We start from the raw sequence: 25,105 nt of genomic DNA, 5'->3' as shown, positions 1-25,105 counted from the left end.
GACAGTCACGGGATCAGACCGCAACCTCAATTGCGACACCAGCCTCTTGGGCCAGTGTCACGGCTTTGCTGGCAACGGCCAAGTCTTGCAGGCCGACACCGGTTCCATCAAACAAAGTCACCTCGCTGGCCGAACTGCGTCCTTTGTGGTCACCGTTGATCACCTTGCCGATTTCAGTGATCTGGGCTGGATTCATGCCTGCGATGACCGCGTGTTGCGCCTCGCCAATTGTGGTGGATTGGGCGATCTCGTCTGTAAAGACTGTGGCGCGTTCAATCAAAGCCGCGTCGACCTCTTGCTTGCCTTTGGTATCGGTGCCCATGCAGGCCAGATGTGTGCCGTCCTTGATTTGATCCGCCTTTAGGATGGCATCAAAGCTGGAAGTGATCGTGATAATCACATCAGCCTGTGCACCCATTTCATCCAGCGTAACCGCCTCAAACGGCAAGCCCAAGGCAGAGGCTTCCTCTTCCAATCGCGATAGCATTTCAGGGTGGTAGTTCCAGCCGATGACCTTCTCGAAACCACGTTGTTGGACAGCAGCGCGCATTTGGAACACCGATTGATGCCCCGCCCCAACCATGCCCAGTACTTTGCTGTCGGGACGTGACAGATGCTTGATCGACACAGCACTGGCCGCCGCCGTGCGCAGCGCCGTAAGCAAATTGCCCCCGACCATTGCGCTGGGTTGGCCGGTATCTGCATCGAATAAGAACACGGTAGACTGGTGATTGGTCAGGCCTTTGTCCGCGTTGCCCGGCCAATAGCCCCCGGATTTCAGACCCAGGGCTAGCCCTGCCCGATCAAAGCCCGATTTGAACCCATAAAGCGCATCCGCATGACCAATGGCTTCGCGGATCACAGGAAAATTATAGGCATCCCCCCGCGACATGGCGGCAAACACGGCCTCGACGGCCTCGAAGCTTGCCTCTGGGGTGATGAGGGCAGCGATTTCTTTTTCGGGGACAATAATCATGGGTCTGCATCCTTTGCAGTCGTGGGTATTTGAGTATTTTTGGAAAAAAGAAGCGGGGACCGCGCCCCGCTTCACACTTTAGTAGGCTTTGCCACGGGCACTGATGGGCCAGAGGGTTTCGACCTTGCGGCCGCGCACGCCGACGTACCAATCATGTACGTTGCATGTGGGGTCGCAGTGACCCGGCACCAATTTAAGGTGGTCGTTCACTTTCAGAACGCCGTCAGGGTCTGCCACCACGCCGTGCTCGTCCGAGCATTTGACATATTCCACATCAGCGCGCCCAAAGATCACAGGCAGGCCACTGTCGACCGATTGGGCTTTTAGGCCTGCATCAACAATGGCTTTGTCGGCTTTGGTATGGCTCATTACCGAGGTCAGGATAAAGAGCGCATTTTCCCATTCGCCTTGGTCGATGCGATTACCCTGCTTGTCCAAGATACGGCCATAATCGGCATCCATAAAGGCATAAGAACCACATTGTAGTTCGTTATAAACCCCTGATGTGCCTTCAAAATAATAGCTGCCCGTGCCGCCGCCTCCGACGATATCGCACTCCAGCCCTTCCGCCTTGAGGGTGTCCACAGCGTCCTTTACCTGCGCCACGGCCACTTCGATCTTGGCCTTGCGGTCCTCATAGCTGTCCATGTGCTGCATCGCCCCTTGGTAGGCTTGGATGCCGCCAAATTTCAGGCCCGGTGCTGCGTCCAAGGCTTTGGCAATCTCGACCACTGCTTCGGTCGAGTTCACGCCACACCGGCCCGCGCCGCAGTCAATCTCGACCAGACATTCGATTTGCGTCCCGTGCTTTTGCGCCGCAGCAGACAAATCGGCCACGTTGTCCAGATCATCCACACAACACAAAGTCCGCGCACCCAACAAAGGAAGCCGCGCGAGCCGGTCAATCTTGGCCGGTTGGCGCACTTGGTTCGAGACCAAAACATCCTTGATACCGCCACGGGCGAACACTTCGGCCTCGGAGACCTTTTGGCAGCACACGCCGCAGGATCCGCCAAGTGTTTCTTGCAGCAAGGCCACATCAACAGACTTGTGCATTTTGCCATGCACCCGATGGCGTACGCCCATTTGTTTGGCGATATCACCCATCTTTTTGATGTTACGCTCAAGGGCATCCAGATCCACCACCAGAGCAGGGGTTTGAATGTCAGCAGCGTCCATACCGGGGATCGCAGGCACGTCGAACCCTACATCGAGATCAGCAATTTTGGTCATATCATTCATGGTATTTGTCCTTATTTGAGGGTCCAAGGAAGGTTATTCATGTCAACGTTGCCGCCAGTGATGATCACGCCGACCCGTTTGCCTGCGAACAGTTCAGGGTTTTTTAGGATCGTGGCCAAAGGCGGGGCGCAAGAGGCCTCCATCACAATCTTCATACGCTGCCACGTCAGTTTCATAGCATCGACGATTTCGTCTTCTGTGGCGGTCAATACATCCGTCACATAGTTCGAAACAAAGTGCCAAGTCCTTTCTTTCAAAGGAACTTTCAGCCCATCGGCGATGGTGTCCGGCGCATCGTCGGCAATGATGTGCCCTGCTCGGAAGCTGCGCGCGGCGTCATCAGCATTAAGAGGTTCTGCCGCATATATTTCGGTATCAGGAGCGATATTTGAGAGGGTGAGGCATGTTCCAGAGACCATACCACCGCCACCGATTGGGGCGACCACAGCATCAAGATCATTAGCTTGCTCCATAAGTTCTAGCGAACAGGTGCCCTGCCCGGCGATGACCCTTGGGTCATTGTAGGGATGTACGAATTCTGCGCCTGTGGCCGCTTGGACCTCGGCGAAAACGGCTTCGCGACTGGTGGTCGAGGGCTCACATTCAGTGATGATCCCGCCATATCCGCGCACCGCGGCCTTTTTGGCCTCAGGCGCTGTGCGGGGCATGACCACATGACACGGGATGCCCCGACGGCCTGCTGCATAGGACAGGGACAAGGCATGATTGCCGCTGGAATGTGTGGCAACCCCGGCCTCAAGCTGGTCGTCGCGCAGTCCAAATACCGCGTTCGAGGCGCCGCGCACTTTAAAGGCCCCTGCTTTTTGGAAGTTCTCGCATTTGAAAAACAACTCGGCCCCAGTGAGCTCGTTGAGGTAGGCCGACGTCAGTACAGGCGTGCGATGGATATAAGGTTTGACCCGCGCGTGGGCGTCCAAAACATCCTGAAAGGTCGGAATATACATGTCAGTTGCGTCCTTCATGGAATTACTCCGCTGCCATTTGACCGATGAACGAGCCGTGCCTGTAGCTGTTCTGAGCCGCAGCAACACCGCTGCCTAACTCAATCCCTAGCCCGAGATCAGCCATCACCATCTCGGCCGTGGCAATGCCGCTGAGAGCCATAGCATCAGTGAGACTGCCCAGATGCCCGATGCGAAAGACGCGGCCTGCCACTTCGCCCAAGCCAGCCCCGAAGGCCATGCCATAGTTGGTGGCCGCATGGGCGACGATATCGCTGGCATTAAACCCCTCGGGTGTTTTGATCGCGCTAACCGTGTCGGAATAAACATCAGGCGAGACGGCGCATAGATCCATCCCCCACGCCCCGACGGCTGCCCGCACCCCATTGGCGATCCGTGTGTGGCGGGCAAAAACGTTTTCGATGCCTTCGGCCAGCAACATATCGCAGGATGTTTTCAGCCCGTTCATCAGACCCACAGCAGGTGTGTAGGGATAGGCGTTGGCCTCATAGCCCTTAGCCATATCGTTTATGTCAAAGAACGTCCGGTGCAACCCGGCGGTAGCACTGGCCGCAACCGCGCGAGAGCTAAACCCTACAATGGCAAGGCCAGCGGGCAGCATAAACCCCTTTTGCGAGCCTGTAACAGCTACGTCGACCTGCCATTCATCCATACGGAAATCCATGGACCCAATGGAGGATACGCCATCTACAAAAAGCATCGCATCATGACCAGCTGCATCCATGGCCGCGCGGATGGCTGCGATGTCGGATTTCACGCCCGTTGCTGTTTCATTGTGGGTTGCCAAGACCGCTTTGATCTTGCCTGCGCTGTCTGCGCGCAGGATGGTTTCGTACTGGTTGGCATCAATGCCGTGGCCCCATGGGGTCTCCACAATATGCACGTCCAGCCCATGGCGCTGACACATATCGATCCACTTGTGTGAAAACATACCGTTGCGCGCAATCAGCACACCATCGCCTTCGTTCAGTGTATTGGTAATCGCTGTTTCCCAGCCCCCGGTGCCCGTGGCAGCAAAGATAAACACCTCTGCTGTTGTGGACTTTAGGATCTGCGCCACGGCGGCCCGTGCAGGGTGCAAGATTGTCCCGAACATTGGCGACCGATGATCGATCGTGGGCATGTCGCAGGCCTTGCGCAACACTTCTGGAATGTTGGTTGGGCCCGGAATGAATACTGGGTTTTGAAAACTCATCGTCTGTCTCCCCTCGTGGTTGCACCGGTTATGAGGGGCACAGATGCACAACTCAATTTTTTTGAAATTATTTTTCAAAAATCATGTTCTAGAAATATATATTTAAAAACAGAGCCTTGCATTTTTCATAATTCGAAATACTTTTTCATTTATAAATTTAATTCGCAAGGATCCAAGCAAAATGGATGAAAAACGCAGCCGTGGGAGGCCTCGGGCTTTTAACGACAAGACTGAACAAAACACGATTAAGTCGTTGGATCGCGCCATGATGATCCTCGAGACCCTCTCGAAAATGGAGGGGGCCACACTGACAGAACTGGCCACGCACGTGGATCAAAGTGCCGCTACCGTGTACCGCGTTCTATCGACCCTTCAGGCCCGCGGCATGGTGGAATTGATCGGTCAGGACCAGACATGGCACATTGGCTCGCGTTGCTTTGTGATCGGTTCATCGTTTCTGCGGCGCACGTCTTTGGTTGAACGGGCGCGGCCCTTTATGCGGCAACTCATGGATCTAACTGGCGAGACGGCGAACCTTGGTGTCGCACGGGGCGATCATGTGATGTTTCTTAGCCAGGTCGAGACCCACAAAACCATCCGCGCCTTCTTTCCCCCCGGCACGCAATCGCCACTGCATGTCTCGGGCATTGGCAAGGCGATCATCGCTTATTGGCCGCAAGATATGCTTGATGGTTTGATGGCGGCTCCAAAAGAACAGTTCACCGAAAACACGCTGATCACAAAAGACGCTTTGTTGCGCGATATGGAACGGACCCGCGCGCGGGGCTATGCTGTGGACAATGAAGAACGGCACCTAGGCATGCGCTGCGTTGCGGCCCCGATCTTTGATGCACTGGGCGAAGTTGTTGGCGGCATCTCGATCTCGGGGCCTTCTGCACGGGTCAGTGTGGGGGCCGTCCCCGAGATCGGCGCGCAGGTTGCTGAGGCCGCAAAAGGTCTCTCGCTGGGGCTGGGAGCACAGCTTTAGCGGCTTAGGGTGCGTTCCACCGCATCCTTCCACCCGGCATAAAGTGCCTCCCGCGCGGGATCGTCCATCAGCGGGGCAAAGCGCTGATCCACCGCCCAAGTCTGCGAGAACCCGTCCATATCGGGGTATATCCCAGCGCGCATACCCGCCAACCACGCCGCCCCAAGGGCCGTGGTTTCCAGAACCGTTGGTCGATCCACTGGGGCCCCGATGATATCGGACAAAAACTGCATCGACCAATCAGACGCCGACATGCCCCCATCCACCCGCAACGTAGCGGCATCGCTACCACCGGGCCAATCCGCTGTCATAGCCTCCAACAAATCGCGGGTTTGGTAGCCAACACTCTGAAGCGCCGCTTTGGCAAATTCGGCAGGACCTGAATTGCGCGTCAAGCCGTAAATGGCACCACGACATTCCGCATCCCAATACGGCGCGCCAAGCCCCGTAAAGGCCGGCACCATATACAGCGTTTGTGTCAAATCCGCTGCCTCGGCCAAGCCTTGGGTTTCGGACGCATCGCGAATGATTTTCAACCCATCCCGCAGCCATTGTACCACAGCACCCGCGATAAAGATCGACCCTTCCAATGCATAGGTGGGCTTGCCGTCTAATTGATAAGCAATCGTACCCAAAAGGCGGCTTTTGCTTTCGACCAGTGTGTCGCCAGTATTAAGCAGCGCAAAACAGCCCGTGCCATAGGTGGATTTCAGCATGCCCGGCTGGAAACACGCCTGCCCCACAGTGGCCGCCTGCTGATCCCCGGCAACGCCCAGAATTGGCAAGGGTTTGCCAAAAAGATCCGGACGCGTCATGCCAAATTCATCGGCACAGTCTTTGACCTCGGGCAGCATCGACATGGGAATGTCGAGCCACGCACAAATCTCGACGTCCCACTGACCCTCACGAATATTATAGAGCATTGTGCGGGCGGCATTGGTCGCATCGGTCACATGCGACGCCCCGCCCGTCAGGTGCCAAATCAGATAGCTGTCCACAGTGCCAAACGCTAACTCGCCCGCCTGCGCACGGGCGCGCGCGCCGTCGACGTTGTCCAAAATCCATTTCAATTTGGTCGCCGAGAAATACGGATCCAACAAAAGCCCAGTTTTGTGGGTGATCTTGGGTTCCAAGCCTTCGGCCTTCAGCGCCTGACAGGTCTCATGGGTGCGGCGGTCCTGCCAAACGATGGCATTGTAGATGGCCTTGCCGGTTTTGAGGTCCCAGACCAGTGTCGTCTCACGTTGGTTTGTAATGCCAATAGCCGCGATATCATCCGCAGCCAGTCCAGCCTTTTCAATGGCGGCCCGACAGGTGCCCGCAGTGGTGGCCCAAATATCCGACGGATCATGTTCCACCCATCCCGAAGCCGGAAAATGCTGGGTGAATTCTTCTTGCGCCGAGGCAGCAATGCCCATGGCCGCATCAAAGATAATCGCCCGACTGGATGTCGTACCTTGATCGATTGCCAAAATATGTGTCATAGCCCCTGCCCCCTTTTTGGTCCTGTTAGTGCCGCTGATTAAGCGGTCTTTTTGATCTGCCCGTCAATCCAATCGGCCACAGCACATGCCTGCGCTGATGTCAGACGCAAGCCCAGTTTCGAACGGCGCCACAACACATCATCAGCAGAGTGGACAAATTCATGATCCATAAGCCATTGCACCTCACGCGCCGTTAGGCTCGCCCCAAAGGCCTTTCCCAAATCAGAGGCCTGCGTTGCCTGCCCCAAGACATCCCAGGCCAAAGTGCCGTAGGCGCGGATCAGGCGTTTGGCCCAAAACCCGTCCAAAAACGGATAATCCTGTGCCAGCCGCTGTATCAATTTTGGAACATCAGCCACTGGGAAATCCCCCCCGGGCAAGGCGACACCAGCGGTCCAATCCCCGGTCATGTGCGGAAAGAACGGGCCGATCTTGGACAAGACCTGTTCGGACAGCTTGCGATAGGTGGTGATCTTACCACCAAAAATATTGAGCAACGGTGCACCATCGTCATTGAGGGTCAAAACATAATCGCGGGTCGCAGCCGTGGCAGATTTAGCCCCGTCATCATACAGCGGACGCACGCCAGAATAGGTCCAAACCACGTCTTTGGCCGAAATATCCTTGGCAAAATAGGTGTTGATGAAATCGATGAGATAATCCCGTTCAGCATCGGTGCATTTGGGTTTCACTGTCACATCATCATGGTCCGCGTCAGTTGTTCCAATAAGGGTGAAATCAGTCTCATAAGGAATGGCGAAGATGATCCGCCCATCTTCCCCCTGAAAGAAATACGCCTTGTCGTGATCAAAAAGCTTGTCTGTGACAATGTGGCTGCCACGGACCAACCGCACGCCTTCTGTCGCATTCAAGCGCGCGACACCGCGGATCACATCCTCGACCCATGGACCACCAGCATTGATCAGCGCCTTGGCGAAATGAACCGCGCCCCCTTGCGGACCGAGGGTTTCTATCCGCCAAAGATCGCCGTCACGCAACGCAGACACGACTTTGGTTCGGGCCAAAATCTGCGCGCCGCGATTTTGCGCATCCACGGCGTTTAAAACCACCAATCGACTGTCTTCCACCCAACAATCCGAATACTCAAACGCGTTTTGAAATTTGCGGTTCAAGACCGCACCCTCAGGCCCCTGCGTTAAGTCCAAGCGGGTGGTGGCAGGCAGAATTTTTCGCCCGCCAAGGCTATCATAGAGAAAAAGCCCCAAGCGGATCAGCCATTTCGGACGACGCCCCCGCATCCACGGCATCACTCGGGTCAACACCTGTGATGTGGGCGTTTCCGTGTCAAACCGCATGTCTTTGTGATAGGGTAAAACAAAGCGCATGGGCCAACTGATATGCGGCATTGCCGACAGCAGCACTTCGCGTTCAATCAATGCTTTGCGCACCAGATTGAACTCGAAAAATTCCAAATAGCGCAGCCCGCCATGAAACAGCTTGGTGCTGGCCGATGAGGTGGCGCCCCCCAGATCGCCCATTTCTGCCAGTGCCACTGACATACCACGACCTGCAGCGTCGCGCGCCACGCCAGTGCCATTGATACCACCGCCGATAATGAACAGGTCCAAAGGATTCGTTGCGTTATTCATTTTATGCTCCACATTTGGACGCTGCCTAGCAAGTTGGGCAATCAGACCCAATGGACAGGAACATATATGTTCGTTATTTTCGAAGCGAACATAGATTTTGGCCAAATAATGCCGATTTTTCAGGAAATTTCTTCGCTACATCGAGAAAACGAACATGTCCACCTCTGCCCGTCACACAGCCATATTGGCCGAAATCACCCGCCACGGCAAAGCCACGGTAGACGGACTTGCTGCGCATTTTGGGGTCACGGTGCAAACCATCCGCCGCGATCTCGGACAGCTAAGTGCGACAGGCGCTGTCGAGCGGATCCACGGGGGTGCCGTACCCGCCTCGGGCGTGCAAAACATCGGCTATGACGACCGGCGCGTTCTAAATCGGCGGGCCAAAGCCGCAATCGCGTTGCGCGTGGCCAAGGACATCCCAAACGGGTCCTCGCTGTTCATTAACATCGGGACAACAACCGAGTCCGTGGCCACGGCCCTGCTGCACCATCAGGACCTCTTGGTGGTCACAAACAGCCTCAACGTGGCGAATATTTTGGCACGCAATCCCAAATGCGAAGTCATCGTAGCAGGGGGGACCCTACGCCGAACCGATGGCGGTTTGGTTGGCGAATTGACCAGCGATTTCCTGACCCAGTTCAAAGTGGATATTGCTGTGGTGGGGGTTTCCGCATTGGACCAAGATGGGGATCTTCTGGATTTTGACCCACAAGAAGTCCGCGTCAGCCGCGCGATCCTTAAACAAGCCCGCCACAGTTATCTGGTGGCAGACGCGACCAAGTTTACCCGCCAAGCCCCAGTGCGGATCACCTCATTGGCGCAAATCGACGCGCTCTATACGGATGCGGCAGTGTCCGAGGGTCTGTTTCAGAAATGTCAGGATTGGAAGACGCAGGTGCACCGCGTCCGTTTTCCGAATTAGCTTTCGACGCCTCGAAACCCTGTGGCCACAACAAACTTTTCTGAACTGTCAGAACGCGATGCAGGGGGTTTTACATTGGCCACTTTGGTGAATTTTTGCTTGAGCAGTTTTTGCAGATCACCCTCTGCCCCACCCGCCAAGACCTTGGCCACAAAGGTGCCGCCTTCCTCTAGCACATCAAATGCAAAATAAGCCGCAGCTTCGCAGAGCGCCATAATCCGGTTGTGATCGGTTTGCTTGTGACCCGATGCAGAGGCAGCCATGTCCGACATTACCACATCCGCTTTGCCATCAAGCCAATCTTTGACCTTGGTATCTGCGTCGTCTTCCATAAAATCCAATTGATGCAACACGCAGCCTGCAATCGGTTCCATTTCTTGTAGATCAATCCCCAGAATTGTGCCGATGGATTTGCCCGATTTTTCACCCAAGGCATTCACTCGAGGGACCGCAACCTGACACCAGCCCCCCGGTGCGGCCCCCAAATCGACCACACGGGCCCCCGGCACCAAGAACCGAAACTTATCATCCAACTCGAGGATCTTGTAAGCCGCACGTCCACGATACCCATCAGCCTGCGCACGTTTGACATAAGGGTCGTTCAACTGCCGTTGCAGCCAAAGGGTCGAGGACATCTTGCGTCCACGCGCCGATTTAACCCGAACAGTCAGATCACGCTGACCACGCCCAGATGTATTTTTTCCCGGTTTTTTCGCCATATCACTCAGCCTTTTCCACCAACACACCGTCGATAGACATCAAAGAATACAATAAGCCTTCGCGCAGGCCACGATCGGCCACACTCAGCTTGTCTGTGGGCCAGCACCGCATGAGCGCCTGCAAAATCGCAGCCCCCGACATGATCAGTGCCTGCCTGTCCTTGCCGATGCGCGGATCACTGCGCCGCCCTTCTGGCCCAAGACTGAGGTAGTCGCGGATCACCGCCTCAATCTGGTCCGAGGTAAGGGCCAGACCATCAACTTTGGTCCGATCATAGCGTTTGAGCCCCAAATGCGAGGCTGCAACAGTGGTCACAGTGCCAGACGTGCCAATCACCTGAAATCCTGTGCGGCTGTGATCCAGATCATAGGGTTTGAAGGCCGCCAAATGTTCCTCAAACGCACAAGACATCAGGGCAAACCGCGCCGCATCATCGTCCACATCATCGTACTGATCGCGCAGTGTGGCCACACCTAGCGGCACCGAAATCCAATCCACGACCCGTGCGGATCGACTGTCTTTGGGGCCTTTGTCCAAATTGCGGCGCAATTGCATAATCGCTTGCCGCCGCTCGGCGTGGGCCACGGGCGACAAATCCACCCAGACCAGTTCCGTGCTGCCACCCCCAATATCCACGATCAGCAATTGATCCGTGTCACGCCCTACCAAAGGTGCACAGGAAATAGCGGCCAGACGCGCCTCTTCTTTTGGTTCAATGATTTCCAGCTTCAGCCCGGTTTCACGCCGCACATAGCGCATGAAATCCTTCGCGTTCTTGGCCCTGCGACAGGCCTCGGTGGCGACCAGCCGCATGTTTTGCACGTTGTGGCGCTTGAGTTTTTGCTGACAGATGCGCAACGCCTGCACCGTTCGCCCCATAGAGGCGCGGCTCAGACGGCCAGTTCCTTCAAGCCCAGCCCCCAATTGGACGGACTTCGAAAAACTGTCGACCACCGCAAACTGATCACCCTCAGGACGGGCTATCAACATGCGACAGCTATTTGTGCCCAGATCCAGCGCAGCATAAAGCGGCGATGTCTCCGAGGGCAACGGTGCGGTGCCTTCGACCGGTTTCGGGATGGCGTCCGCACCTGCGGGACGCTTGGGCGTCATTAGGTACGCCCTCCAATATCAAGTTACCTCTACCCTATCCCCCCGCAATGCGCCGCGCAAGATCACTTTGTCGGCTTTCAGCTGGCTGTTCATGACCCAGACATGGCATAGGCATAACGCAGGGGATCGCAAAATTTTCGCAAGAACATTATGCAAATAAAGCGGTTTGCGCAGGCTTGGCGCACCATGCCGATCCTTGCTAGATTGTGGATCGTCGCAAGTGGCTTTGATTTTGTCGAAAACGACCCCTTTCCGGGGGCAATTCCAAAGTATGCGGGAGAGAGACCAAAGGGGGAGGCAACGATGCCAGATGTGGTGATAGTATATTGGCGCGATATGCCGGCGCAGGTGATTGTCGGCAAGGGCCGCCGCGCCAGCAAAGTGCCACTGCCCGAACGCTTTGAGCAGGCCATCGACCGCGCTGCGATGAAATCCGGTGCTGCCGAATCCGACGCCTATCTCGAGGGCTTTCGCAAGGCCGATCCTGTCGCAATGGAAGGCGACCCAGATGCGCTGGCCAAGGCCGAAGCGGAACGGATCGACACGGAATACGATCAAGAACGGCTGAAAACTCTCATCAACAACGAAGGATACGCATAATGGCTTTGTTGAACATGTTCAAAAAGGACGAAACAGGTCCGATTGAAGTCGATCCAAAGGTAGAAGCGTTTCTGGATGGCTATTCCATCGAAGTGATGCCGCGCACCGCCGAAAAGATCGAAGATTTCCGCGACCTGCTGCCTGCTGGCACCCGCGTCTACATCGCTCATATCGAAGGCACGCCCATCGCTGAAATGGTCGCCACCGCGAAACGCCTTGCAGACGAGGGCTATCCTGTGATGCCCCACTTCCCTGCCCGCATCATCAAAGACGAGGCAACCCTGCGCGAATGGATCACTATGTATCAAGGCGAGGCAGGCGTTGATCAGGCGTTGCTTTTGGCTGGCGGTGTGGACAAACCCCACGGCGATTATCATTCCTCCATGCAATTGCTGGAAAGCGGTGCGTTTGGCGACGCAGGGTTTAAACGTCTGCACGTCGCAGGCCACCCCGAGGGCAACAAGGACATCGATCCTAAGGGCGGCACAGCCGAGGTCGACGCGGCGCTGCGTTGGAAACAGACGTTCAGTGAGACATCCGATGCGGACATGGCGCTGGCCACGCAGTTTTGTTTTGAAGCAGGTCCCGTGATCGCATGGGCCGATAGCCTCAAGGCCGCTGGCATCGACATTCCGATCCACATCGGCGTGGCAGGCCCCGCAAAGCTGCAAACACTGATCAAATTCTCGATCGCTTGTGGTGTTGGGGCCTCTTTGAAGGTTCTGCAAAAGCGCGCCAAGGATGTGACCAAGCTGCTGCTGCCGTTTGATCCTGATCAATTCATCGGGGAATTGGCCGCCCATAAGGCTGCCAACCCTGACTTTAACATTACCAATGTGCATTTCTTCCCGCTGGGTGGGATTAAGACAAATGCCCGTTGGGCTATTGAAAATGGCGGGTCTTCTGCTGTTCCTGTCTCTCTGTCTCAAGGTTAAAGAATGACCCGTACTGTAGTTGAATCTAAAACAAAAACCGCCATTATTGGCTTTGACCAACCGTTCTGCGTGATCGGTGAACGGATCAACCCCACAGGCCGTAAAATCCTGTCCGAGGAACTTGAGCGCGGCGACTTTTCCCGCGTAGAAGCAGACGCTGTAGCGCAGGTCATGGCCGGTGCAACAGTTCTGGATGTGAACTCGGGCGCTGTGTTTTCGAACAAAATGGCCGAAGACCCCCGTTACGCCGATAACAACTTTGTGGAACCCACATTGATGAAGGAATTGGTCGAGCGCGTGCAGGCCAAAGTAGACGTCCCACTTTGCATCGACAGCTCGGTCCCGGGCGCATTGGAAAACGGGCTGGCTGCGGCCGAAGGGCGGCCCCTGCTGAACTCGGTCACGGGGGAAGAGGACCGGCTGGAATTGGTACTGCCGCTGGTCAAAAAATACAACGTTCCCGTGGTGGCGATTTCCAATGACGATACAGGCATTTCCGAAGACCCTGACGTGCGCTTTGCTGTGGCCAAGAAGATCGTCGAACGCGCCGCTGATTTTGGCATTCCGGCCCATGACATCGTTGTGGACCCACTGGTAATGCCAATTGGCGCTATGGGCACAGCGGGTTTGCAGGTGTTCACACTTGTGCGCCGCTTGCGCGAAGAACTGGGCGTGAACACCACCTGCGGTGCGTCCAACATCAGCTTTGGTCTGCCAAACCGTCACGGCATCAACAATGCCTTCCTACCCATGGCCATGACTGCTGGCATGACATCGGCGATTATGAACCCCGTCGCCTTGCCCGTCGGCCCCAAGAAACTGGCCGCAAAAAAAGAAGAAGTGCTGGCATCCGGCATCGTGCTGCCTGAGGGGATGGATGACGAAGCCTTCTGTCAAATGTTCGGACTGGGGTCGACCAAACCCAAAGCAGGCAAAGAAATGGAAGCCATTCGCGCCGCGAATTTCCTGACCAACAACGACCCACACGGCGGCGAATGGATCGCGTTTAATAAGGTCGGCGACAGCGCCGGTCGCGCCGCAGGTGGCCGTCGCGGAGGCCGCCGCGGCCGAGGGTAACCAAGCGTATCAAAAACACACAAAAGCCGGGCCCTAGGTCCGGTTTTTTTGACTGGGTCAGTCGATAGAGGCAAGACTACCCCTCTAAGATCTGTTTAAGGTATTCAACAAAATCACTTCTACTCCCATTGGCCCATCGATAGGCGGCACTGTCACTGACCGGCCCGAACTTCTGCGCCGATCAGACGGCACTCCAATCCATAGCTAAGTAACAAACGCAACTACGACGCAGGCCAGCACGCTTTCCGTCTATGGAATCGAAGAGGATCCAGCGGCGGGGGGATCAAATGGTGTGATCCGCGGCCTGCACTTTGATGCCTTTGGCCAATCCCCTGATGGTATTTATGACATCCACGTCAACAATTTTCAGGGCCCTTCCCTGTGGTGGGACCCGATCCAAAAATCTTCTACGCCTTTCCTCAAATTTGAAGAAATTTTTTAGATTTTGACCGTAGCTGTTGTGCTGCAACGGGATCATGCCCGCTGCTTTTTAGCGCAAGGACACGTTCATGACTGCTATCTTCACCCTGCCCCAAACCGTCTTTTTGCAAGAGGGCTACACCCATTCAGATGTGATCAAACTGGTCGATGGCAGATTTGCAGCGGTTTTTACGAACAAAGACCTGTCTGGCGACTTGGAATATCGCGGCAAACCCTATTTGCAGATGCTCAGCGCCGATGGCGATTTGGTCGGCGGGTTGGTGGACCTGACCTCTTTTGCCCAAAACACCAGTGGTTTGCTTAACACAGATGCACCCGTGGACATCACGCTGTTGGACAGCGGCTACTTTGTCGTCAGTTTTCAAACCTCGAATTTTTCCGCCAGCGCGCCCGCTTACGGCAATCATCAGGTCATGTTCACTCCGGATGGAAGTTTCTTTCGCGAGGTCCCTTTTTCGCCTGCAACGTCCACTGGATTGCTCAAATTGGCCAAAACAAGTGATGCCGGTTTCGCCAGTTTGGTGATCAACGATACTGGTGAAGTCGATATCAAGAAATACACTGCCTTTGGCAGTTATGTGACCAGTCAAACCCTTGGATCTATTGACAGTTTTCTGGGGGTCGAAACGCTGGGACTGGCGAACAATCAGATCATGATCGTGCGCACGGCAGACACGTCGCAACCGACTTTGCGCATCGATCTTGTCGAGGCAAATGGCACCACTGGCAATACCGCCGCCCTCGCTATCCGAAACACCGCTGGCCCGGTTGAGGCGATAGCCCTCAGCCAGCTTCAGAATAGTAAGGTGCTGATGGCCTATTTTGACGGCTCAGATGTAGTGACTCGCAAAATTGATCTAAACACCGGGGCCCTCAGCACGATTAACCCTGTCCACAGCTTTGAAAGCGCCGATGCACAGGGGGTCGACCTTGAATTTGCCACCCTTGCCGATGGAACGCTGATGTTGCGTATCGAAAGCAGCGGATCCTTGGGGGATCCTGATGCCCATGTTTATCAGATGTTTACCGCCTCAAACGGTACTGAAATTGGCGCCCCTGCCCCATTGCACATGAACGGGTTCACCAATGATCCCAACAACAACGCGAGCTCTGCAATTGTTGGTACCGATGATGGCGGTTTTTTGATTGTGGGGTCTGGGCTGGCCACCAACGGCACAGATTTCGTCCCCTTCACGGTGCAAACTTTTTGGCAAGGCACCCACGCGAATGACATCGAACTCATGGGCCAAGCCGGGACATTTGATGGCAAAAGTGGCGACGATTTCGTGCAGGGATCACAAGGTGATGACCTTATCATCGGCGGAGACGGGGCGGATATTTTGCATGGCGGATCCGGGGCCGACGTCCTTTATGGCGACACATCGAGCGGTCAAAATTTCGATTTCAATTACGATATCTTGTCTGGTGGCGAAGGCGACGATGTTTTGATCAACGTCCGCGGCAACAGCCAAATGAACGGCGACGCAGGCAACGACGTGATCACAGGCGGCGATGGCGTGGATCGTGCGTTTGGCGGGCTCGGCAATGATTTGATCCGTGCCGGGGCTGCCGATGACCATATCGAGGGCGGCGATGGTCAGGACCTGATCCGATCAGGCAGTGGTGATGACACGGCCATCGGCGGATTGGGCAAGGATGTCATTTTTGGCGGCGGGGGCGTCGACCTATTGCAAGGTCAAAGCGGGCGCGACCGTTTGATGGGCGGGGATGGCGATGATGTTTTGCTTGGCGGCAGTGGGATCGACATTCTTCGCGGCGACGCAGGCAATGACCTGATGACAGGTGGCTTGGGCGAAGACCGGTTTGTGTTTGAGGGCAACGGTTCTGTGGATGGCACGCTTGAAACCGACACAATCACCGATTTCACCCAAGGCGAGGACCAGATCTATCTCAAAGGGATGACCGGTACAGCCAGCTTTGCGGATATCGTAATCGAACAGCAAGGCGGCGGCGCGGTTATCAGCCTAACGAGTCGCGAGATCCTCATAAACGGCTTGCAACAGTCGCTAACCCAAGATGATTTTGTGTTTAGCTAAAACAATTGCACCAGCGGGCCAAAAACGACGCATAAGGGCTGGAACCTGCCGCAAGATTGCTTTCAATGGGAAACCAATGACTTATCCTTAAGCCAGACGTGACAAAGGACCCCCTTTCATGAGCAACGAACCGCTGGTCATCTTTACCCCATCCGGCAAACGCGGCAATTTCCCGGTGGGCACCCCAATTCTGACAGCAGCCCGCCAGTTGGGCGTCGATCTGGACAGCGTGTGCGGTGGGCGTGGCATCTGCTCTAAATGCCAAATCACCCCCGGGGTTGGCGAGTTTTCCAAACACGGGGTGACTGTAGCCCCCGATGCCTTGTCCGAATGGAACAAGGTCGAACAACGTTACAAAGACAAACGTGGCCTGATCGATGGGCGCCGTTTGGGATGTCAGGCCACGGTCCAAGGTGATGTGGTTGTGGATGTGCCGCCTGAAAGTCAGGTGCACAAACAAGTGGTCCGAAAAGGCGCCGAAGCCCGCGACATCGTTATGAACCCGACGGTTAAGCTTTATTATATCGACGTGCTTGAGCCGGACATGCACGACCCCTCAGGCGATCTGGAACGGTTGCGCGATGCCCTCAAGGATCAATGGGGCCTCGAAAACGTGCATGCAGATCTGCATATCCTGCAAGAAATGCAGCCGATTTTACGCAAGGGCGGATGGAAGGTCACGGTTGCCGTGCATCTGGGCGACGAGGAAAACGCGCCTCGCATCATGCACATCTGGCCCGGTTACTACGAAGAAACTGTCTATGGACTGGCCGTTGACCTCGGGTCGACCACCATTGCGGCGCATTTGTGCGACCTTCAAACGGGCGATGTCGTTGCCAGTTCCGGCATCATGAACCCGCAAATCCGCTTTGGCGAAGACCTGATGAGCCGCGTCAGCTACTCCATGATGAACGCAGGCGGCGCACAAGAGATGACCGACGCCGTGCGCGAAGGGATGAATGCCCTGTTTGTGCAAATCGCGATTGAGGCGGGTATCGACAAAGCCCTGATCGTCGACGCAGTCTTCGTCTGTAACCCGGTAATGCACCATCTGCTGTTAGGCATTGATCCGTTTGAACTGGGACAGGCGCCATTCGCTCTGGCCACGTCAAATGCCATGCGCCTGCGGGCCGATGATCTGGACCTCAGCATTCACCCCTCAGCACGGGTCTATCTGTTGCCGTGTATTGCAGGGCATGTGGGCGCTGATGCTGCAGCCGTCGCCTTGGCCGAGGCCCCAGATAAATCCGAGGAATTGGTTTTGGTCGTCGACGTGGGCACCAATGCTGAAATCTTGCTGGGCAACACCGAAAAAGTTCTGGCTTGTTCCAGCCCCACGGGCCCCGCGTTTGAAGGCGCGCAAATCTCCAGCGGTCAACGGGCAGCCCCCGGTGCAATCGAACGGGTCGAGATCGATCCAGTCACCAAAGAGCCCCGCTTTCGCGTGATTGGGTCCGAGATCTGGTCAGATGAAGACGGCTTTGACGAGGCAATCGCAACCACAGGCATCACGGGCATTTGCGGCTCAGGCATTATTGAAATGGTCGCAGAAATGCGACTTGCAGGTATCGTTGATGCCCCCGGCCTCATCGGGGCACCGGAACAAACAGGAACCACACGCTGTTTCCAAGACGGGCGGACCTATTCCTACTTGGTCTGGGACGGATCGGCCGAAGGTGGACCCAAAATCACTGTCACAAACCGCGATATTCGCGAAATCCAGATGGCCAAAGCCGCGCTTTATTCTGGCGCGCGCCTTTTGATGGACAAGTTCGACGTGGATCAAGTGGACCGTGTTGTTCTGGCAGGGGCGTTTGGGGCGCATATCTCGCCTCTGCATGCGATGGTTCTGGGGATGATCCCCGATGCCAAACTCGATGCCGTCACTTCCGCAGGCAATGCAGCGGGCACTGGGGCACGGATTGCACTGCTTAACCGCGAGGCCCGCGGCGAAATCGAAGCCACAGTGCGACGTATCCACAAGATCGAGACCGCGATCGAGCCGCGTTTTCAGGAGCATTTTGTCAACGCCAGTGCTATCCCGAACTCGGTTGACCCTTTCCCAATTCTCAACAGCCTAGTAGACCTGCCCCAAGCAACGTTTAATACAGGCAGCCGAGATGCAAACTCAGAAGGCAGACGCAAACGGCGGCGCGGGTAACGCAGGGCATTTTCTCGCGTCACCGCACGCGGCACTTGTCGCAACCGCCTGTCTGATCCTTGTGCTGTTTGCCTGGCACATGCAAAGCCTGGGCCAAGGCGGCCTGAGCCAATTTGACGAATATTACACCTATGAACGCAGCATCGGCTTTGCCTTGCACAACGATTGGTGGAGTGTTTACAGCTCAAACGCGCCGACCCTGAAAAAACCTCCACTTCAGTACTGGATGTCGGCAGCCTTTATGCAGATGGGTCTGTCAGACTTGCTGGCACTGCGATTGCCCTCGGCAATTTTCGGGTTTGGCGCATTTATTGCAACGGCCATGTTGGCCCATGCGATCGTTCCGCAAAAGCCCTGGGCCATGTTCGCCTCCGTTTTGTTCTTGGCCTCATTCCTCAGCATATGGCAGTCTTTGACCTCGGCCATGTTGGATGGTGGTGCGATCTTCTTTACCACCTTTGGGTTTTGGGCCTTTTTCAAAGCTTGGCAGGCCCCGAAACTTTGGTTTCTTTTCATTGCAGCGACGTTTCTGGCAGGGCTACAAAAGGGTCCAACACCTTTGGGCTTTTTCGTTTTTGGTGTGTTGGGACTTGCACTAACCGCCATGATTTTACCGGTAAAAATGCCGGACGGCCTGAGCAAAAAGAAACTGTTTGCGATATTTTGGATCGCGTTTTCAGTAGCTTTCGTTTGGCAGTTTTTCCAACTGGCGCGCTATGGTGGGCCCGAAGCCCTGAGCGGAAACTTCGAAGGTGAAATGATCGGGCGCTTTACCCCGTCCCTTGCGGCCGCCACAGACAGCGATCTGATATCCTTTGCCAGAATGATGTTGGGGCAAGGATCCGAGGCGATCCTACGCGGTGCGGGACTCTTGGCGGTCGTGGCCCTGCCCTTTCTCACGCGGCGATACGAATTGATGGCCGCCGTTGGGATGGTCGCCTTTTTTGCACTGATTATGTGGATGGCCTCGGGCAACGTATACGCCCGTTATGTTTTGGTGATCCTGCCTCTGCTCTGCGTCTGTCTAGCCGGCACAATCGCATCCCTTCCAGTTCAGCCGATCCCTAAGATCGCCGTGACCGCACTCTTTGTGGTGGTAAGCCAAGGCCCCATAAAGCCGATTGAACGGCTTGGGCTTGCGGCACCGGCACGGTTCGATCCGCCCTTGTCCGTGTTGCTCCCACAGCTGCCACCCCTGATGTCGACAGTAGGCGCTGAGGAAACGCCAATGGTGATCTGCGCGCAAAATCGCGAAACGCGCATTCCGCGTGGAGCCATCACCGTTTACGCAGCACCCCGTCGGGATTTTCACTACGACCGCGATGGCGACGGCCTACACCGCGCACAGCGCCAGTCAGACCAAAACCAAATGCAGGGGCTTTGCACCGAGGTCGAATTTACCGACTACAGTCCAGACCTGCGCGATGTGATCAAAACCCCTATCGCAGGCCCCTATTTTTTCTGGCGTGGCACGCTGAAATAAACAAAATCAAAGGCGCAAAAACACTGGATGTTTTGTGCTGTGCAGAGGGTCAGGGCCTTGCACATTGTGCACCTTCGGTCTACTCACCCCTCAGGCGCGGGTATGGTGAAATGGTATCATGCGAGCTTCCCAAGCTTAAGGTGCGGGTTCGATTCCCGCTACCCGCTCCAGCCCCTGCTCTTTGGTCGCGAGTTACCCGGTCAGAAAGCCGAGCAACCGCTGGGTCGAACCGTCTTTTTGCGCCGCAGATTGCGTGCCCTCGACCATCGGTTGCAGCGCAGTGGCCAGTTCTTTGCCCAGCTCAACACCCCATTGATCAAAAGAATTGATGCCTAGAATAGCCCCCTCGACAAAGACCCGATGCTCATAAAGCGCCAAAATCTGACCCAAGACATAAGGGGTCAGTTTTTCATAGGCCAATGTTGTCGACGGACGATTTCCTGAAAACACTCGGTGGCGCGCTTGGCGTTCCAATTCATCCCCGTCAAGACCCTTTTGCGCCATCATTTTGCGCGCCGTGGCCAGCGATCGGCCCTGCATCAAAGCCTCGGACTGGGCCAGACAATTTGCGATCAGCAGATCATGATGATGTTGCAGTTCAGGCTCGTGACAGCGCGCTGCGATCATAAACTCACACGGCACAACGCCAGTGCCCTGATGGATCAACTGGTAAAATGCGTGCTGCCCATTGGTCCCAGGCTCACCCCAAACGATTGGCCCCGTCGGTTGGGACACAGGCGTGCCATCCATCGCCACAGATTTACCGTTACTTTCCATTTCAAGCTGCTGCAAATAGGCCGGTAGTCGAGCAAGCCTTTGATCATAGGGCAAAACTGCACGACTGGGATAGCCGCACACTTGATGGTTCCAAAGGCCTACCAAGGCCAAAATAATCGGCAAATTCCGCTTTTCCTGCGCGGTCTGGAAATGATGATCCATCGCCTGCGCTCCTTTCAGGAACTGGCGAAATGCATCTGGCCCAATCGCGATCATCAACGACAGACCAATGGGGCCCCAAACGGAATAGCGGCCACCAACCCAGTCTTCGAACCCAAAAACCCGCGAGGCATCAATACCAAACTCTGCGGTTTTGGTGATCGACGAGGAAAGCGCCGCAAATTGTTCAGCAGGTTGCGCCACCTTTGCCTGCATCCAATCACGCACTGTTTTTGCGTTTGTCAGGGTCTCGATGGTTGTAAAGGTTTTGGAGGCCACAATCACCAAGGTCGTGGTTGGGTCCAACCCCTTGAGAGTATCGGTCGCATCCGCCGCATCAATGTTCGAAATGAAATGGCATTTAGGCCCATCATGATAGGGCGCCAAAGCCAAAGCAGCCATCACAGGCCCCAGATCGGACCCACCGATCCCCACGTTCACCACATCGGTGATCCGCCCGCCAGCCCCTTGAAAACTGCCATCGCGCACGTCAGCCGCGAATTCTTCCATCCGTTGCAACGTGTCCATAACATACGGCATCACATCTTCATCGTCGACCATCACAGGACGCTGATCAAGATTGCGCAGGGCTGTGTGCAGAACGGATCGGTTTTCGGTTTCGTTGATCGCGGCACCTGCAAACATTGCGTCGCGTTTGGCCGGAATTCCGTTTTCCTCCACCAGTTTCAAAAGCAGCCATAGGCTCTGCGTATCAATAGATGTTTTGGAGTAATCGAACAAAAGTCCATCAAACTCGATCGAGAACCGTTTAGCGCGGTCGGGCGTCTCAAACAGATCTGAAATACGCCGCTTTTTGTGCGCCTTATGGTAATCCTTCAACTCTTTCCACATAGTATCAACTTTCTGCCCAATGGACTGTGGCACTGCTCAATACGGTTTGTATGGGAGCTGCCATTTCATCTAAGTGTTGCGCCCGCTCAACCGCTGCACGTTTGTCAGCCCCTTTGATCACAATATGGGTCGAGATGGCTCCGCGCAGCACCGATGCGCTAAGGCTCACGCGATCCTCAGGCTGGTCCGGCACATCCACAGCCACAACTGCGGGCGCTTTGGGGTCAAGTGCTCCGGCCAATTGCGGTGAATTGGGAAACAGACTGGCCGTGTGCATATCTGCCCCCATCCCCAGCACCAAAACAGTGATTGGCAGGACATCCTCAACCGAAGGGCCCAACGCCAGCGCGCCAGCACTTGGATCCGCTGCATCACAAAAAAGCGGCACATAGCGCGCCGCCGCCGCAGGCCCGGTTAACAACCGGTCCTTTAGCAATTTCGTGTTGGACCGGGGACTGTCCAAAGGCACCCAGCGTTCATCGCTGAGCAGCACATTGATCCGCGACCAATCCAAATGCGCAGTCGCCGACAAACTGTCGAAAATAGGTCCTGGCGTCGTGCCGCCGGGCACAACCAATGTCGCGGTCTCTTCCGAGAAAAGATGATTTTCCAAACTGCCGGCAATGACATCCGCCAAAGCCAAAAACATCATATCTGCATCGGCGTATTCGACAAATTTCACGGCTTGATCTCCATCCAGCGGCGATTGTCGCGGTGCATCAGCATCAACGCATCTTCTGGCCCGGCAGACCCGCTATCATAGGTTTTAGGAACGTCTGATCTGGCTTGCCAGCCCTCGATGATCGGATCGGTCCAGCCCCAAGCGGCCTCAACTTCATCGCCGCGCATAAACAGTGTCTGGTTGCCTCGGATGACGTCCATGATCAACCGCTCATAGGCATCGGGGGCCTGAGCCCCTTCGCCCAAAGCTTCGGCGAATGTCATATCCAACGGCACATTGATCAAACGCATCCCCCCTTGTCCCGGCTCTTTGATGGTCACATCAAGGGTCATGCCTTCATTTGGTTGCAGTTTTATTATCAAGACATTCCGTTTTGGATTGTTTTCCGTGTCTGTTTCATCATCAAAAATGGAATGCGGTGCCGGTTTGAACACAACTGCGATCTCGGAACTTTGCGCCTTTAGCCGTTTGCCCGTGCGCAAATAAAACGGTGTTCCCGCCCACCGCCAATTGGCGATATGCAACTTCATCGCAATAAAGCTTTCGGTGAAACTACGCGCGTTTTCAACATCTTCGCGGTAGCCCTGCTCATCTGCAAGGGGGCCGTATTGGCCGCGTACAATGTGATGGGCTTGAACCGCTTCAAGGGCACGAATGACCTTAAGCTTTTCGTCGCGTACTGCGTCAGGCCCAAACTTGTTCGGGGGTTCCATCGCAATAAGACATAAAAGTTGCATCAAATGGTTCTGAACCATGTCCCGCATCGCGCCAGATTTATCATAATAGCCGCCGCGCCCGCCAACGCCGACTGTTTCAGCCACTGTGATCTGAATATGGTCAATATATTGACTGTTCCAAAGCGGTTCGAACAAAACATTGCCAAACCGGACCGCCATCAAGTTTTGAACGGTTTCTTTGCCCAGATAGTGATCGATGCGGTAAATCTGTGTCTCGTCGAAATGCGCAGCCAAATCGGCGTTCAAAGCCTTGGCACTGTCCAGATCCCGTCCAAACGGTTTTTCCACAACAATCCGGCTGGCACTGTCGGCAATCTCATGCAAATGCAACCGTTCTGCCAAATCGCCAAACAACCCCGGTCCAACCGAAAAATAGAACGCTTTGACAACATCCGGGCGCACAAGCGTCGCAAGCGTGTCCCAACCCTGTGTTCCCCGCGCGTCCACGGTTACATAGCTCAACTGCGCTAGAAACCCGTCCAGTTTGGCTGTGTCTTTTGCAGAATCCGCATCAAACTCTGCCACTGCGAGGCGTATAAGATCGCGATAGCCAGCATCATCATAATCCGACCGCGCCGCACCGATAATCCGCGCATTTGGAGGCATTTGTCCGGCACAATACCTGCGGAACAACCCGGGCAAAATCTTGCGTCGCGCCAGATCACCAGTCCCCCCAAAAATAACCAGATCGAACTCATCAACTGGAATGACACGTGAAACCATCACGACGCTCCTTTTTGAGGCACCAAAATCGGCACCGGTGTTAGCGCTAACTATGCTCGTGGAACCGATACCCGAGCTTGTGCCGAATGTCTAGCATCGCCACCGGCCTTCACAACAGCGTCAATTGCCGCGTCGCAGGCTTTTCTTTGCGCGCTCAAAGCGATACGCCTGAAAAGGTTAAAAGCCGGAGAAGATGATGAAAGACATGGTCGCCAATCAGGGCAAATTTTTGGATCCTGCCATCACTGCGGATGGGTCTGCACGCGCCACTGTCGCTCTGACTGATCCACAAACCCTTTGGTTTAACACGGGCACCCTGTGCAACATTACCTGCGCCAACTGCTATATCCAAAGCAGCCCGACAAATGATGCGCTGGTCTATATCACGGCAGACGAAGTGCGTGATTATCTGGATCAACTCGAAGAACGCAAATGGGCCGTACGCGAAATCGCCTTTACAGGTGGCGAGCCGTTTATGAACCCACAGATGATCGACATCACCCGCGCGGCCCTCGAGCGCGGATATGAAGTGCTCATTCTGACCAACGCGATGTTGCCAATGATGCGCAAAACCATGCGCACAGGCCTGTTGGACCTTAACGCCGCCTACCCCGGGAAATTAACGCTGCGGATCTCAGTCGATCACTACGACGAAGCCCTTCACAATGCTGAACGCGGTGTCGGCAGTTTTGCCAAAACCCTGATCGGGATGAACTGGTTGCGCGACAACGATATTCCTATGGCCGTCGCCGGACGATCCGTCTTTGGCGACAGCGATGCAAACAGCCGTGCAGGCTACGCGGCATTTTTTGCCAAGCACGGGTACAAGATCGACGCCCAAAACCCGGGCATGTGCGTCCTGTTTCCCGAAATGGACGAAAGCGTCGAGGTCCCGGAAATTACCACGGCCTGTTGGGGCATTTTGAACAAATCGCCAAACGACATCATGTGCGCGTCAAGCCGCATGGTGGTAAAGCGTAAAGGGGCTGATGCACCAACGGTTTTGGCCTGCACCCTCTTGCCTTACGAGCCAGAATTTGAACTTGGTGCTACATTGGCCGAGGCCGAGACCTCCGTGGCGCTGAACCATGCCCATTGTGCAAAATTCTGCGTCCTCGGCGGTGCCAGCTGTTCGGCATAACAGTACAAGGCAGGATCTTACCGCGGGGATATCTTGACACAGGG

At 55.4% G+C, this 25,105-nt stretch carries 20 protein-coding genes and 1 tRNA gene; 10 read left to right on the top strand and 11 right to left on the bottom strand.

Going from position 1 to position 25,105, the window contains the following annotated elements:
- Positions 1-13: 13 nt before the first annotated feature.
- From bhcD to bhcA, 4 genes are all read right to left on the bottom strand, one after another.
- Complete coding sequence (bhcD, locus tag ACIRQ6_RS06805) at positions 14-976, bottom strand: iminosuccinate reductase BhcD (RefSeq protein WP_420863377.1); 963 nt, start codon at positions 974-976, stop codon at positions 14-16.
- A gap of 78 nt (positions 977-1,054) precedes the next feature.
- Positions 1,055-2,218 carry a 3-hydroxy-D-aspartate aldolase BhcC gene (bhcC, locus tag ACIRQ6_RS06800; protein ID WP_420863376.1) on the bottom strand — a complete coding sequence of 388 codons (1,164 nt, stop codon included), beginning with the start codon at positions 2,216-2,218 and terminating at the stop codon, positions 1,055-1,057.
- Positions 2,219-2,229: 11 nt separating this feature from the next.
- On the bottom strand, positions 2,230-3,201 hold the full coding sequence (gene bhcB, locus ACIRQ6_RS06795) for a beta-hydroxyaspartate dehydratase BhcB (RefSeq protein WP_420863375.1): 972 nt from the start codon (positions 3,199-3,201) through the stop codon (positions 2,230-2,232).
- Between the two features lie 4 nt (positions 3,202-3,205).
- Positions 3,206-4,396: an L-aspartate--glyoxylate aminotransferase BhcA gene (gene bhcA, locus ACIRQ6_RS06790; RefSeq protein WP_420863374.1), complete on the bottom strand. Its 1,191-nt coding sequence runs from the start codon at positions 4,394-4,396 to the stop codon at positions 3,206-3,208.
- Positions 4,397-4,577: 181 nt separating this feature from the next.
- On the opposite strand from bhcA, the gene bhcR reads away from it, so the two are divergent.
- On the top strand, positions 4,578-5,384 hold the full coding sequence (gene bhcR, locus ACIRQ6_RS06785; RefSeq protein ID WP_420863373.1) for an HTH-type transcriptional regulator BhcR: 807 nt from the start codon (positions 4,578-4,580) through the stop codon (positions 5,382-5,384).
- Here bhcR and glpK read toward each other — a convergent pair.
- Positions 5,381-6,868, bottom strand: a complete 1,488-nt coding sequence (gene glpK / locus ACIRQ6_RS06780; RefSeq protein ID WP_420863372.1) for a glycerol kinase GlpK — start codon at positions 6,866-6,868, stop codon at positions 5,381-5,383. The two genes, bhcR and glpK, sit on opposite strands and share 4 nt — an antisense overlap.
- A gap of 38 nt (positions 6,869-6,906) precedes the next feature.
- Positions 6,907-8,478, bottom strand: coding sequence for a glycerol-3-phosphate dehydrogenase (glpD, locus tag ACIRQ6_RS06775; RefSeq protein WP_420863371.1), 1,572 nt, complete (start codon positions 8,476-8,478; stop codon positions 6,907-6,909).
- 154 nt (positions 8,479-8,632) lie between these two features.
- On the opposite strand from glpD, the gene ACIRQ6_RS06770 reads away from it, so the two are divergent.
- Positions 8,633-9,403: a DeoR/GlpR family DNA-binding transcription regulator gene (locus ACIRQ6_RS06770; RefSeq protein ID WP_420863370.1), complete on the top strand. Its 771-nt coding sequence runs from the start codon at positions 8,633-8,635 to the stop codon at positions 9,401-9,403.
- Here the strand turns inward: ACIRQ6_RS06770 and ACIRQ6_RS06765 are convergent.
- Positions 9,400-10,122: an RlmE family RNA methyltransferase gene (locus tag ACIRQ6_RS06765; protein ID WP_420863369.1), complete on the bottom strand. Its 723-nt coding sequence runs from the start codon at positions 10,120-10,122 to the stop codon at positions 9,400-9,402. The genes ACIRQ6_RS06770 and ACIRQ6_RS06765 overlap by 4 nt on opposite strands.
- Position 10,123: 1 nt before the next feature.
- Entirely contained in the window at positions 10,124-11,236 is a 1,113-nt protein-coding gene (locus ACIRQ6_RS06760; protein WP_420863368.1) for a Ppx/GppA phosphatase family protein, read from the bottom strand.
- A gap of 303 nt (positions 11,237-11,539) precedes the next feature.
- Between ACIRQ6_RS06760 and ACIRQ6_RS06755 the strand changes: the two genes are divergently transcribed.
- The 7 genes from ACIRQ6_RS06755 to ACIRQ6_RS06725 all read left to right on the top strand — a co-directional run bounded on the left by ACIRQ6_RS06755 (position 11,540) and on the right by ACIRQ6_RS06725 (position 20,160).
- Entirely contained in the window at positions 11,540-11,836 is a 297-nt protein-coding gene (locus tag ACIRQ6_RS06755) for a virulence factor (protein WP_420863367.1), read from the top strand.
- A complete protein-coding gene (locus ACIRQ6_RS06750; protein ID WP_420863366.1) occupies positions 11,836-12,771 on the top strand; it encodes a methylenetetrahydrofolate reductase in 936 nt (311 codons plus the stop codon). Before ACIRQ6_RS06755 ends, ACIRQ6_RS06750 begins: the two co-directional genes overlap by 1 nt.
- A gap of 3 nt (positions 12,772-12,774) precedes the next feature.
- Entirely contained in the window at positions 12,775-13,848 is a 1,074-nt protein-coding gene (locus tag ACIRQ6_RS06745) for a methyltetrahydrofolate cobalamin methyltransferase (protein WP_420863365.1), read from the top strand.
- 509 nt (positions 13,849-14,357) lie between these two features.
- Entirely contained in the window at positions 14,358-16,346 is a 1,989-nt protein-coding gene (locus ACIRQ6_RS06740) for a calcium-binding protein (RefSeq protein WP_420863364.1), read from the top strand.
- A 118-nt stretch (positions 16,347-16,464) separates the two neighbouring features.
- Complete coding sequence (locus tag ACIRQ6_RS06735) at positions 16,465-18,507, top strand: ASKHA domain-containing protein (protein WP_420863363.1); 2,043 nt, start codon at positions 16,465-16,467, stop codon at positions 18,505-18,507.
- Entirely contained in the window at positions 18,467-19,990 is a 1,524-nt protein-coding gene (locus ACIRQ6_RS06730) for an ArnT family glycosyltransferase (protein ID WP_420863362.1), read from the top strand. The genes ACIRQ6_RS06735 and ACIRQ6_RS06730 overlap by 41 nt, the downstream gene beginning before the upstream one ends.
- A 96-nt stretch (positions 19,991-20,086) precedes the next feature.
- Positions 20,087-20,160: transfer RNA gene (locus ACIRQ6_RS06725), tRNA-Gly, on the top strand.
- Positions 20,161-20,182: 22 nt separating this feature from the next.
- Here ACIRQ6_RS06725 and pgi read toward each other — a convergent pair.
- Genes pgi through zwf form a run of 3 tightly spaced genes read right to left on the bottom strand, consistent with a single transcriptional unit; the run spans position 20,183 to position 23,920 of the window.
- Entirely contained in the window at positions 20,183-21,778 is a 1,596-nt protein-coding gene (gene pgi, locus ACIRQ6_RS06720; protein ID WP_420863872.1) for a glucose-6-phosphate isomerase, read from the bottom strand.
- 4 nt (positions 21,779-21,782) lie between these two features.
- Positions 21,783-22,460 carry a 6-phosphogluconolactonase gene (gene pgl / locus ACIRQ6_RS06715; RefSeq protein ID WP_420863361.1) on the bottom strand — a complete coding sequence of 226 codons (678 nt, stop codon included), beginning with the start codon at positions 22,458-22,460 and terminating at the stop codon, positions 21,783-21,785.
- On the bottom strand, positions 22,457-23,920 hold the full coding sequence (gene zwf, locus ACIRQ6_RS06710) for a glucose-6-phosphate dehydrogenase (protein ID WP_420863360.1): 1,464 nt from the start codon (positions 23,918-23,920) through the stop codon (positions 22,457-22,459). The genes pgl and zwf overlap by 4 nt, the downstream gene beginning before the upstream one ends.
- Before the next feature lie 196 nt (positions 23,921-24,116).
- Between zwf and ACIRQ6_RS06705 the strand changes: the two genes are divergently transcribed.
- Positions 24,117-25,061: a radical SAM protein gene (locus ACIRQ6_RS06705; RefSeq protein ID WP_420863871.1), complete on the top strand. Its 945-nt coding sequence runs from the start codon at positions 24,117-24,119 to the stop codon at positions 25,059-25,061.
- Positions 25,062-25,105 lie beyond the last annotated feature (44 nt).

It is taken from the genome of Algirhabdus cladophorae (assembly GCF_044772865.1).
Taxonomy (GTDB): domain Bacteria; phylum Pseudomonadota; class Alphaproteobacteria; order Rhodobacterales; family Rhodobacteraceae; genus Algirhabdus; species Algirhabdus cladophorae.
The sequence above is the reverse complement of the archived record's forward strand: the minus strand, read 5'-3'. Positions and strand labels throughout refer to the sequence as shown.